Below are 12,187 nucleotides of genomic sequence, written 5' to 3'. Positions count from 1 at the left end.
CGAAAAACGCACTGGCAGTTTTGAGGATCTCATTGGCACGGCGCAGCTCCTTGACTTCGCGCTCCAGTTCCTTGATGCGTCGCGCATCCGAGGTCGTGGTACCCGCACGCAGGCCAGCGTCGATCTCGGCTCTCTTGACCCAATCGTGCAGGGTTTGCGGCACACAGCCGATCTTCGGCGCAATCGATTCGATAGCTGCCCACAACGAAGGGTACTCGGCTCGATGCTCCTGCACCATGCGCACAGCGCGCTCGCGCACTTCCGGGGAAAACTTGTTGGACTTGTTCATGGCTCCATCTTCTCAAGAGTTGGGGCCTCCTCCAAACCCGGGGCGGTTCAGAACCGTTTTGACAGCGTGCAGGAGTTGGAAGCAGGATTGAAGGAGTACATCACGTACTACAACCACGAGCGTATCCGGCTCAAACTCAAAGGACTGAGCCCTGTGCAATACAGAGTTCAGTCCTTCGGGGGCTTAACCGCCCATTCTTAAACTGTCCAAGTTTTTGGGGTCAGTTCACTGCGGGACGGCTTTTTTGCGTCCGGACGATTCGCGGTATCCTAGAAGTTCAACAGTGAGTGTGCCCATGATCATCCAAAGCCTCCTCGACACCGACCTCTACAAGTTCACCATGATGCAGGCGGTGCTGCACCAGTTTCCTGGCGCGCAGGTCGAGTACAAGTTCAAGTGCCGCACCCCCGGCGTGCAGCTGGTGCCCTACATGGAGGAGATCCGCGAGGAGATCCGCCACCTGTGCTCGCTGCGCTTCACCGGGGATGAACTGGCCTACATGGCCTCGCTGCGCTTCATCAAGAGCGATTTCGTGGATTTTCTCGGGCTGTTCGAGCTGAACGAAAAGGCCGTCACCCTCACGCCGCTGGACAACGGCGAGCTGGACATCCGCATCCGCGGCCCCTGGCTGCACACCATCCTGTTCGAGATCCCGATCCTCTCCATCGTGGCCGAGGTCTACTTCCGCAACACGGCGCCGAATGTGGACTGGGACGAAGGCCGCAAGCGCCTGCACGCCAAGATCGACCTGCTGGACGCTCCCGGCCTCGAAGACATCCGCATTGCCGACTACGGTTCGCGCCGCCGCTTCTCGCGCGACTGGCAGCGCGAGGTGCTGACCATCATGAAGCAGCGCCTCGGCTCAGGCCCCGACAGCCGCATGACCGGCACCAGCAACGTGATGTATGCCAAGGAGCTCGGCCTCAAGCCCATGGGCACCATGGCGCATGAGTATCTGCAGGCCTGCCAGGCGCTCGGCCCGCGTCTGCGCGACACCCAGGTGTTCGCCTTCGAGAAATGGGCGCAGGAATACCGGGGCGACCTCGGCATCGCGCTGTCGGATGTGTACGGCATGAACGCCTTCCTGCGCGATTTCGACATGTATTTCTGCAAGCTGTTCGACGGCGCCCGCCACGACAGCGGCGATCCGTTCAGCTGGGGCGAGCGCATGATCGCGCACTACGCCGCCAACCGCTGCGACCCGCACACCAAGCTGCTGATCTTCAGCGATGGCCTCACCATTCCGCGCTGCATCGAGATCTTCCAGCGCTTCCATGGCCGCATCCAGACCGCCTTTGGCGTCGGCACCAACCTCACCAATGATCTGGGACCTGATCCCCTGTCCATCGTGCTGAAGATGGTCAAGTGCAATGGCCAGCCGGTCGCCAAGATTTCCGACACACCGGGCAAGACCATGGTGGAGGACGAAGGCTATCTGACCTATCTGCGGCAGGTGTTCGAGATTCCTGCGCCGCCCAAGGCCAACTGACGGCGCCTTCTCTCCCTTAAAATTCAGGGAATATTTTCCCTAATTCACAGGCAGGAGAGGTAAGTGGCCGGTTTTCAGAAAGTCAGTCAATTCATCCAGAAGACGTTCGCGCTCTGGGTGTTGCTCGCGGCGGTGGCCGCATTCGTATGGCCGACAGGCTTCAAGTGGATCGGTCCCTGGATCACCTGGCTGCTGGGCATTGTCATGTTCGGCATGGGGATCACGCTGTCCACGGCCGACTTCCGCGAGGTGGCCCGCCATCCCAAGGCCGTGCTGATCGGCGTGGTGGCGCAGTTCGTGGTCATGCCCGGCCTGGCCTATCTGCTGTCCAAGGGACTCAACCTGCCTCCGGAAATCGCCATCGGCGTGATTCTGGTCGGCTGCTGCCCGGGCGGCACGGCCTCCAACGTCATGACCTATCTGGCCCGCGGCAACACAGCGCTGTCGGTCGCCTGCACCACGGCGTCCACCCTGCTGGCTCCGTTGCTCACACCGGCCATCTTCTACCTGCTGGCACGCGAATGGATCGACATCGACGCCGGCAGCATGTTCATCTCGGTGCTGAAAGTGGTGCTGTTCCCGATCGCGCTGGGTCTGGTGGCACAGATGCTGCTGGGTGCACGCGTAAAGGCCGTGGCTGAATTCACGCCGCTGATCTCCGTCTTCGCCATCGTCGCCATCGTCGCTGCGGTGGTGGCAGCCAGCCAGTCCCGCATCGCCGAAACCGGCCTGCTGATCTTCGCCGTCGTCATCCTGCACAACGGCCTCGGCTACCTGATCGGCTACTGGGCGGCCCGCCTGATGGGCCTGAGCCACGCTGACAACAAGGCCATTGCCATCGAGGTCGGCATGCAGAACTCCGGTCTGGGAGCTGCGCTGGCTGCGGTGCACTTCAAGGCCAACCCGGTAGCTGCCGTGCCTAGCGCCATCTTCAGCTTCTGGCACAACATCTCCGGTCCCCTGCTGGCCACCTACTGGGCGCGCAAGGAAAACCGCGCACAGGGCTGATGCCCGGGCGGCGCCTGCCCTGCAGCGCCGCCTATCGGACTGGACCGACACGCCCCGCTGCCTTTGCCCGACAGCCGGCGGGGCGCCTGCGGGGCACACTGACTCCATCGCCCGGGCTCTTTCCCGCCGCGCACATCCGGTGCACCCAGGGAAGCAGCCACAGAACAAGGAGCAGCATCATGCCAGTCCAGGAACCCCTCAAGGAAACCCCCATCGCGCAACCCTCGCAGGATCCCAACCCCCTGCACCAGGAAAGCATGTCTGCGGCTGAATCGCAGAAGGAAGCCGGCAGCGTGGCCATGGGCGGCGGCATGGTCGCCGGTGCCGCCGGCGGTGCCGTGGTTGGCACTGCCATCGGCGGGCCGGTCGGCACCTTTGTCGGTGCCACGGTCGGTGCCGTGCTCGGCGCGCTGGGCGGCTACGCCGCCGTGGAAGCGACCGATCCCGAACACGCCTACTGGAGCGAAAACTACCGCACCCAGCCGGACTACGTGGCCGACTACACCTACGACGACTACGCGCCCGCCTATCGCCTGGGTTACCAGGGCCGCCAGCGCTACGAAGGCCGCGGCTGGGATGACGCGCAGACCGAGCTGGAACGTGACTGGCAGGAGCTCAAGGGCGATTCGCGCCTGACCTGGGAGCAGGCCAAGAGCGCCGGCCGCGCCGCCTGGCATCGCGTGGAACGCGCCCTGCCCGGTGATGCCAACGGCGATGGCCGCTAAGCCGGGAGCTGCCATGCAACGCGAAAACCAATCCGGCGCGCCGGACAGTGTAGACAAGGACGGGCGGGACATCGACCTCTCGCGCGCAGCCCCGGACCAGACCAGGCTCCCGCACGAGCGTGACCAGTCGCCCGATGCCCTGGAGCCCAACAACGATCCGGTTGACCGCGAGAAGGCGGACGACGCCGTGGACGACGCGCGGCAGGGACGCAAGGACACCGGCCTGAAGCCCGTCGTCGATCGCATCACGGAACGCCAGGAACGCGACTCGGACCTGAATTGAGTGCCCACGAACCAAACGCCCTGCCACCATCGCAGGGCGTTTTTGCATGGGCTTGCCGTGTCAACGGACCAACATAGCCGCCCCGCGCAAAGACCCGCGTTCAGCAAACCGGACGCCATTTGGATAGCATTCCTCCATGCCCACTCCTTCCCCATTACGCTGGTTCGAACGCCGCCTTCCCCCCTATCCTCCCGCAGAGCCCGTGCTTCCCCCCACGGGCTTTCTGCCCTTTGTCTGGCGCATGACGGCCGGTGCGCGCGGCTACTTCGTCGGCATGGCCGCGCTGTCTGCGCTCATCGCCTTCTACGAAGTCTTCCTGTTCGCTACGCTGGGCCGCGTGGTGGACCGGCTGGGCGAAATCAGGCCATCCGAACTGATCACCACCCACGGCACCGCCCTCACCTGGCTGGCCGGCATCATGCTGGCCTCCATCGCGCTGGTGGCCCTGCAGACCATCGTCAAGCATCAGGCGCTGGCCATCAATTTCCCGATGCGCATGCGCTGGAACTTCCACCGGCTGATGCTGGGCCAGAGCATGGCCTTCTATGCCGAGGAGTTTGCCGGCCGCATCACCACCAAGATCATGCAGACGGCGCTGGCCGTGCGTGATGCCCTGTTCACCACGACGGACGTGGTGATCGGCATGGGCACCTACATGATCACCATCCTGCTGCTCACCGCCGGCTTCGACGTACGGCTGATGCTGCCCTTCCTGCTCTGGGCGCTCGCCTATGCGCTGGCCTGCTGGTACTTCGTGCCGCGCCTGGGCCAAGTGAGCAAGGCGCAGGCCAATGCCCGCGCCGCCATGACGGGCCGCATCACCGACGCCTACACCAACATCGCCACCGTCAAGCTGTTCTCACACACGCAGCGCGAAGCCGGCTTTGCACGCGCCGCCATGGATGAATTCCGCGCCACCGGCTACGCGCAGATGCGGCTGGTGAGCCAGTTCGAGATTGCCAATCAGGTGCTGATGGTGGCGCTGATCCTCGGCGCTGGCGGCCTGTCGCTGTGGCTGTGGATGCAGGGCCAGGTCGGCATTGGTGCCGTCGCCGCCGTGAGCGCCATGGCGCTGCGCCTGAACGGCATGAGCCACTGGGTGATGTGGGAAATGACCAGCCTGTTCGAGAGCGTGGGCACCATCCAGGATGGCATCAACACCCTGTCGCGTCCCCGCGCCGTAGTGGATGCGCCGGATGCCAGGCGGCTGGAAGTGACGCAGGGCGAGGTGCGCTTCGAGGACGTGCGCTTTGCCTACCGCAGCGATGCCGCGCCGGTGATCGAGCAGCTCAACCTGACCATCCGCCCTGGCGAGAAGGTCGGCCTGATCGGTCGCTCCGGTGCCGGCAAGTCCACATTGGTGAACCTGCTGCTGCGCTTCCAGGACGTGCAGGCCGGCCGCATCCTGATCGATGGCCAGGACGTGCGCAGCGTGACGCAGGACAGCCTGCGCCAGCACATCGGCATGGTCACGCAGGACACCTCGCTGCTGCACCGCGCCATGCGCGACAACATCCTCTACGGCCGCCCGGATGCCAGCGACGCCGAGATGATCGCCGCCGCCGAGCGTGCCGAAGCGCATGACTTCATCCTGCAGCTGAGCGACCGCGAGGGTCGCACCGGCTACGAGGCGCAGGTGGGTGAGCGCGGCGTGAAACTCTCCGGCGGCCAGCGCCAGCGCGTGGCGATTGCCCGCGTCATGCTCAAGGACGCGCCCATCCTGGTGCTGGACGAAGCCACCAGCGCGCTCGACTCCGAAGTGGAAGCCGCCATCCAGCGCAGCCTGCACACGCTGATGGAAGGCAAGACCGTGATCGCCATTGCGCACCGCCTGTCCACCATCGCTGCGCTGGACCGCCTGATCGTGCTCGACAAGGGCCAGATCGTGGAACAGGGCACGCACCAGCAGCTGCTGGCGCGCGGCGGCCTGTATGCCCGCCTGTGGCAGCACCAGAGTGGTGGTTTTCTGGGCGAACAGGACGACGAGATTCCGGAAGAGGAACTGGCGATTCCGGGGACAGCCTGACAGCGCTTCGCCTCTTCGGCAAACCGCTATCGGCCCCCACACGGCGCACAGGCACGGATCAGGTCACGCAGGAGCCTCCCTGTCCCCGGCCCTTCAGGAAGTCGACGCCACCGCCGCAGGCTGCAGCGGCATCGGCGGCGCCACGGCCCGGCGCGGTGCCAGCGCCTGCTCGAACTGGCGCGTCGCCGCCGGCCAGTTGAACTGCTCGGCATGGCGGCGCACGGCATCACGCGGCTTGTCCAGCGCTGCCAGGCAGGCCGCACGCAGGTCGGCGCTCAGCACGCCGCCATCCGATTCCATACCCACCACGTCGATCGGCCCCGGCACCGGATAGGCCGCCACCGGCGTGCCGCAGGCCATGGACTCGACCATCACCAGACCGAAGGTATCCGTCACGCTCGGGAACACCATCACATCCGCGGAACGGTAGATGGTGGCCAGATCCTCGCCACTCAGCACACCGAACCAGCGCGCATCGGGAAAGCGGGCCTTGAGCTTGTCTTCCGCCGGGCCGGTGCCAGCCACCCACTTTTCGCCGGGCAGATCCAGCTCCAGGAACTTGTGCACCTGCTTTTCCACGGCCAGACGGCCCACATACAGGAACACCGGCACACCGGGCTTGCGCGGCAGGCGCTCGCCTTCGGGCTTGAAGGCATCGAGGTTCACCCCGCGCGACCACAGCCGCGCCTGCTTGAAACCGCGCGCCTGCAGGTCTTCCACGATCGCCGGAGTGGGCGCCAGCGTGGCACGGCCGGCGTTGTGGAAGCGGCGCAGCGCCGCGTAGCTGATGCGCGTCGGCAGTTTGAAGCGCGCATGCACGTACTCGGGAAAGCGGCTGTGGTAGGCCGTGGTGAACGGCCAGCCATGGCGCAGCGCCACGCCACGTGCCAGCCAGCCCAGCGGGCCTTCGGTGGCGATGTGCAGGCAATCCGGATCGATGTCCAGAATGCGCTTTTCCACCTTCTGCCGCGTGGTCAGCGCCAGCGAGATTTCCGGGTAGGTCGGGCACGGCATGGAGCGGAAATCCAGCGGAGAGAGGATGGACACTTCATGCCCCATTTCCTGCAGATGGCGCGTGGTCATCTTCAGCGTGCGCACCACGCCGTTCACCTGCGGCTCCCAGGCATCGGTAACGATCAGAATCTTCATGGAGGAGACAGTCCTTTGTTTGCGGCAGACAGCGCCCCTGCGCCGGCATCCATGACGATTCGAATGCATTTGTATGGCTTGCTGATGACGGAATGGTTGCAGGACTGTCATCTGTGGATTTCACGCGCCATCCTGCCGGCGCCTCCATCCCTTGCCTGACCCTGCCACCCGGCATCGAGAAAAGATGACATAAATATGACATACATCTCAGCCAAAATCTGAAGCAAGATGGCCTAATTTCGGCCGATTCACTGCATCAGTCTGGAGCGTCATGTCACCCCCTGTCTCTTCTCCCCGCAACTCCCCCGCACAACGCCGCAAGGACATCGAGACCGCGCGACAGCAGATGCTGGAGCTGCGGGAGGAGCTGGTGTCCATTCCCGATTCGGTGCGGCAGCTGCTCGACGCCGCCCATCCCAACTTCCGTGAAAGTGCGCGCAACCTGGTGCACTACCTGCACATGCGCCAGCAGGACCTGCGCCCGCTGCAGATGCGGCTGTCAGCACTCGGCCTGTCCTCGCTGGGCCGGGCCGAATCGCACGTGCTGGCCACCATCGACGCCGTGCTGGAAGCCCTGCACGAACTCGCCGGCCAGGAGTGGAGCCCCGGCGAGCACCTGCCCACGGTGTACGACTTTGCCCACGGCCAGCATCTGCTCGAGCAGCATGCCAACGATCTGCTCGGCCCGGCCGAACCGGGCCGGCACGTGCGCATCATGGTCACCATGCCGAGCGAAGCCGCCGACGACCCGCGCCTCATCCACGACCTGCTGGCCCAGGGCATGGACTGCATGCGCATCAACTGCGCCCATGACGACGCCATCACCTGGGCACGCATGATCAAGCACCTGCGCCGCGCCGAACGGGCCGTGGGTAGCACCTGCAAGGTGGTGATGGATCTGGGCGGCCCCAAGCTGCGTACCGGCCCGCTGGAGCCCGGCCCCGCCGTGCTGCGCCTGCGCGCCCGCCGCGATCCCCTCGGCCTGCCGAGCCAGCCGGCACGCATCTGGCTGCATGCCGAAGACGCTGCGCCGGCTGCCCCGCCCGAGGAAGCGGATGGCTGCGTGCCGGTGCCGGCCAGCTGGCTCGGCTCGCTACGCGCCGGCGACCGCATCCGTCTGACGGATGCGCGCGGCAAGCGCCGCAGCATGGAAGTGGTGCAAACCGGCAAGACCGGCTGCTGGGCCGAGTCGCAACGCACTCTCTACGTGGCCCCCGGCACCCTGTTGCGCCGCATTCCGGTCACCGGCAGGGACCTGCCGGACGGCCCACCGCACGATGCCGCCGTGGGCGCCCTGCCTGCCACCCCAAGCGCCCTGCTGCTGCGTGCCGGCGACCTGCTGCGCGTCACGCGCGACCAGCAGCCCGGTCAGCCCGCCACCCTCGACGCCGAAGGCAAGGTTGTCGCTCCGGCCAGCATCGGCTGCACCCTGCCCGAAGTGTTCGACGACGTGCGCTCCGGCGAGCCGATCTGGTTCGATGATGGCAAGATCGGCGGCGTGGTCGAGCAGATGGAAGACGATCACGTGCTGGTCCGCATCACCCGGGCCGGACTCGACGGCGAAAAACTGCGCGCCGACAAGGGCATCAACCTGCCCGAGAGCGACCTGCACATCCCTGCCCTCACGGCGCAGGACCTGATCGACCTGGAATTCATTGCCGCAAACGCCGACGTGGTGGAACTCTCGTTTGCCAACAACGCCGATGACGTGGAGCAGCTCGAGGCCGAACTGCGCCGCCTGGGCCGGCCGGATCTGGCCATCGTGCTCAAGATCGAAACCCGCCGCGGCTTCGAGAACCTGCCGCAGATGCTGCTCAGCGCCATGCAGGGCCCCTGCTGCGGCATCATGATCGCGCGCGGCGACCTGGCAGTGGAAAGCGGCTTCGAACGTCTGGCCGAATTGCAGGAAGAAATCCTGTGGATCTGCGAAGCAGCCCACGTACCGGTGATCTGGGCGACGCAGGTGCTGGAAAGCCTGGCCAAGGAAGGCCTGCCCTCACGCGCCGAAGTGACCGACGCCGCCATGGGCCACCGCGCCGAATGCGTGATGCTGAACAAGGGCCCGCACGTGCTGGAAGCCGTGCGCGTGCTGGACGACATCCTGTGCCGCATGCGTTCGCACCAGACCAAGAAGCGCACCCTGCTGCGCGAACTGCGGCTGGCGCATGGCCTCTATGACATCGCACCGTCCGAAGGCAAGCAGGGCAAGCACGGCAAGAAGTCGGGCAAGCACAAGAAGCACTGAGCACTGAGCACTGAGCACTGAGCACTGAGCACCGGGCACCGGGCACCGGACACCGGACACCGGACAGTGTCCGGTGGATACAGAGTGCTTGCGTTGAACCTGGAGGAAGAACCCGGCTGAAGCAGAGCCCCCATGCGCCCTTTTCCCTGTCGGATGCGGGGCCGGCAAAGCCAGCCCCCTGCATTCAGGAGGGCCGCTCAGCCCCGCCTCACCCCGGCACCAGCCACAGCACCAGGGCAGCCACCACCACCATGCCGATCAGCGCAACACTCACGCGCAAGCCATAGCGCGGGCCGCCGCTGACAAAACCCAGCACCGACTTGGCCAGGCCGCTCGAAGCCAGCACGCCAATCACGCCCCATTGCGCATAGGCGGGCGGCATGCTGCCCGAGGTGTTCATCTGCGCAATACTGACGGCCGCGGCCTGCAGCTCGGTCAGCGCGGCCAGCATGGCAGCGGCAATGGCCACAGTGTCGCCAAAGGTGTGACGCAACCAGGCCGCCAGCAAGGAAACACCGCCGATGATGGCCGCAATCAGCACGGCATGCGAGAGCTTGAAAGCCTTGTGCCCGCCTTCGTCTTCCACTTCGGCCTGATCGCTGGCGCTGCGCAGGCCGAAGGCCGCATTCACGCCCAGCACCAGCACGGCAGCCAGCATGGGCCATGCCAGATCAATCAGCAGGCCGGGCGACGCCGCCCAGACCACGATCAGCAGCAGGAACAGGGATGCGAGGTTGGCAAGAATTGCTGCGGAACTGGCCGGCATCAGCAACGCCGGCTCTGCCTTGACGCGGGCACCAAAGCTGGCCGTTGCCGCAGTGGATGAGGCAAAGCCCGAGAAGAAGCCGGCCATCGCCAGCCCCCAGCGCGCCCCCACCATGCGCAGCGCGATATGCCCCAGCATGCCCACACCAAGCACCAGCACCACGATCTTCCAGATGGTGCGCGGCTCGAGCACGCCCCAGGGATCCAGCGCCTCGGCCGGCAGCAGCGGCATCACCACCAGCGCTGCCGCCAGCAACAGCAGGCCGTCCTTCACCTCCTGCTCGGTGATCACGTTGCGGCTCAGATTCTTGAGCTGGCGCTTGGCCTGCAGCAGCACGGCCACAGTCACGCCCAGCGCGGTCGCCAGCACCTGGTTGCTGCTGGCCAGGCCAGCCAGCGCCATGTTCACCAGCAGGGCCACTTCGCCGGTCAGACCCAGGTCGTCAGGATCGTTGCGCATGTAGCCGGCCACCGCCAGGGCGCCAATCATCAGCAGTGCGGCAATATAGGCGCCCATGCCGATATGGATGCTCACGGCACCGACCACCGCCACCAGCGCGTGCGTGCGCAGGCCGGCCATGGGTGCTGCACTGTTACGCTCGCGGATGGCCCCGATCAGCAGGCCAATGCCCAGCGCCGTCATGATGCCCTTGGTACTGTCCCAATCCATCGCGCGCTCCTTCCTTGTTCTTGTGCAAGTCCGAGTGTAGACCCCTGCGCCCTGTTGCAGCCCCCCGGCGCCCTTCGTTCGCCATTCCTGTGCCCTGGTTTCCCAAGCGCAGCCTGCCTGGAGCCCCGCACACGAAGCCCGGTTCAGCGCTCCCGCAGGAAGAACAGCACACTCATCACCACCCCGGTGCCGATCACGATGGCCCGCACCCAGGGCAGCGGCAGGCGGCGCGCCAGGCCGGCGCCGGCAAAACCGCCCACCGTGGCCGCCACCATCATGGGCAAGGCATGCTGCCAGACAATCGCCCCCGCCCAGGCAAACGCCGCCACGGACACCACCGACAGCACCAGCGAATCGAGGTTCTTGAGCGCATTGACCGTGTGCAGCCGCGTCTCACCCACCAGCAGATACATGGCCATCAGCAGGATGCCCAGACCGCCATTGAAATAGCCACCGTAGATGGCCACCAGCAGCAGGGCCGGCAGGCGCCAACGCTGGCCGGCACTGCCATCGGCATGGTGCGTGCCCACCCAGCGGCCGATGCGCGGCCCCGCCGCGAACAGCACGGTGGCAAACAGCAGCAGCCAGGGCACGATGCCGGCAAACACTTTGGCCGGCGTGACCAGCAGCAGCAAGGCCCCGGCCACACCACCGACCGCCGACACCAGCGCGTCGTTGCGCAGGGTACTGCGCGGCAGTTCACCCAGCTCCTGCCGGAATCCCAGCGTGCTGCCCAGATAGCCCGGCGCCACCACGATGGCGCTGGTGGCGTTGGCCGGAATCGGCGGAATGCCGGCCCAGACCAGCGCAGGAAAGGTCAGAAAGCTGCCGCCGCCGGCAATGGCATTAAGCACGCCCGCGCCAAAGGCCGCCAGCAGCAGCACTCCCAGGGTTGTCAGGTCGATACCGCCCAGCATGCCGCGTCAGCGCGTCTCGAACGCAGCGGGGTCGAACACGCTCTCGTGCGCGTAGATCGTATCCAGCGGAAAGCGATGGCCGTCCAGATAGTCTTCCAGCGAACGCAGCACCATGGGGCTGCGGTGGCGCGCGGTGCTGGCACGGATCTCGTCCGGCGTCAGCCACAGCGTGCGCTCGATCGGGGTATCCAGCACCCGTTCCGGATGAAAGTCGCCCAGCGTGCCGCAGAAGGTGAAGCGCAGAAAGGTCAGGTCGCGGTCCCGTCCACGCACCGGATCATGCCCCTGGTAGCGCGACAGGTAGACGCCCACCAGCGAGGTCGGCGTGAAATCGTGGGCCGTTTCTTCCAGCACTTCCCGGATCACGGCCTGCGCCAGCGATTCGCCGCAGTCCAGATGGCCCGCGGCATTGTTCAGCACCAGGCCGCGCGTCTGGCGCTCTTCGACCAGCAGGAATTTGCCATCGCGCTCCAGCACGGCGGCCACAGTAACTCGGGGGGTCCAGCGGGTTTCCATGTTCGGGTCATCAAGATCGGTTGCCGGCAGCAGGCACCCTTGCCCGCTGCTCCGGATTAACCATTCATTATCACTGGGTTTGATGCTGCCGGACCGAAAGGGCCC

General features: G+C 65.8%; 11 protein-coding genes and 1 pseudogene. 7 read left to right on the top strand and 5 right to left on the bottom strand.

Annotated features, from left to right (window positions below; genetic code table 11):
• The coding region (locus BMW28_RS11645; RefSeq protein WP_143280599.1) for a transposase at positions 1–289 on the bottom strand (289 nt) is incomplete at its 3' end.
• Positions 290–346: 57 nt separating this feature from the next.
• Between BMW28_RS11645 and BMW28_RS11640 the strand changes: the two are divergent.
• From BMW28_RS11640 to BMW28_RS11615, 6 genes and pseudogenes are all read left to right on the top strand, one after another.
• Positions 347–490, top strand: a pseudogene (locus tag BMW28_RS11640) (IS3 family transposase); the annotation flags it as partial.
• A 94-nt stretch (positions 491–584) separates the two neighbouring features.
• Positions 585–1,778: a nicotinate phosphoribosyltransferase gene (pncB, locus tag BMW28_RS11635; RefSeq protein ID WP_091818146.1), complete on the top strand. Its 1,194-nt coding sequence runs from the start codon at positions 585–587 to the stop codon at positions 1,776–1,778.
• 63 nt (positions 1,779–1,841) lie between these two features.
• Positions 1,842–2,786, top strand: coding sequence for a bile acid:sodium symporter family protein (locus BMW28_RS11630; RefSeq protein ID WP_091818145.1), 945 nt, complete (start codon positions 1,842–1,844; stop codon positions 2,784–2,786).
• A gap of 179 nt (positions 2,787–2,965) precedes the next feature.
• Entirely contained in the window at positions 2,966–3,511 is a 546-nt protein-coding gene (locus BMW28_RS11625; RefSeq protein WP_234970134.1) for a hypothetical protein, read from the top strand.
• Between the two features lie 13 nt (positions 3,512–3,524).
• On the top strand, positions 3,525–3,794 hold the full coding sequence (locus tag BMW28_RS11620; protein WP_091818143.1) for a hypothetical protein: 270 nt from the start codon (positions 3,525–3,527) through the stop codon (positions 3,792–3,794).
• 136 nt (positions 3,795–3,930) lie between these two features.
• Complete coding sequence (locus BMW28_RS11615; RefSeq protein WP_091818141.1) at positions 3,931–5,820, top strand: ABC transporter ATP-binding protein; 1,890 nt, start codon at positions 3,931–3,933, stop codon at positions 5,818–5,820.
• Positions 5,821–5,913: 93 nt separating this feature from the next.
• Here BMW28_RS11615 and BMW28_RS11610 read toward each other — a convergent pair whose 3' ends face one another.
• Positions 5,914–6,969, bottom strand: coding sequence for a glycosyltransferase family 4 protein (locus tag BMW28_RS11610; RefSeq protein ID WP_091818139.1), 1,056 nt, complete (start codon positions 6,967–6,969; stop codon positions 5,914–5,916).
• Between the two features lie 271 nt (positions 6,970–7,240).
• On the opposite strand from BMW28_RS11610, the gene BMW28_RS11605 reads away from it, so the two are divergent.
• The gene (locus BMW28_RS11605) at positions 7,241–9,214 is read left to right on the top strand and encodes a pyruvate kinase (RefSeq protein WP_091818137.1); all 1,974 of its coding nucleotides are present in this window, start codon (positions 7,241–7,243) and stop codon (positions 9,212–9,214) included.
• A gap of 208 nt (positions 9,215–9,422) precedes the next feature.
• On the opposite strand, the gene BMW28_RS11600 is transcribed toward BMW28_RS11605, so the two are convergent.
• From BMW28_RS11600 to BMW28_RS11590, 3 genes are all read right to left on the bottom strand, one after another.
• On the bottom strand, positions 9,423–10,649 hold the full coding sequence (locus tag BMW28_RS11600) for an MgtC/SapB family protein (RefSeq protein WP_091818135.1): 1,227 nt from the start codon (positions 10,647–10,649) through the stop codon (positions 9,423–9,425).
• 143 nt (positions 10,650–10,792) lie between these two features.
• Positions 10,793–11,566: a sulfite exporter TauE/SafE family protein gene (locus tag BMW28_RS11595; protein WP_091818133.1), complete on the bottom strand. Its 774-nt coding sequence runs from the start codon at positions 11,564–11,566 to the stop codon at positions 10,793–10,795.
• Positions 11,567–11,572: 6 nt separating this feature from the next.
• Positions 11,573–12,082 carry an NUDIX hydrolase gene (locus BMW28_RS11590; protein WP_091818131.1) on the bottom strand — a complete coding sequence of 170 codons (510 nt, stop codon included), beginning with the start codon at positions 12,080–12,082 and terminating at the stop codon, positions 11,573–11,575.
• Positions 12,083–12,187: the final 105 nt, after the last annotated feature.

Source organism: Allobrachymonas denitrificans DSM 15123, from assembly GCF_900110225.1.
In the GTDB taxonomy this organism is placed as follows: domain Bacteria; phylum Pseudomonadota; class Gammaproteobacteria; order Burkholderiales; family Burkholderiaceae_C; genus Brachymonas; species Brachymonas denitrificans.
The sequence above is the reverse complement of the archived record's forward strand: the minus strand, read 5'-3'. Positions and strand labels throughout refer to the sequence as shown.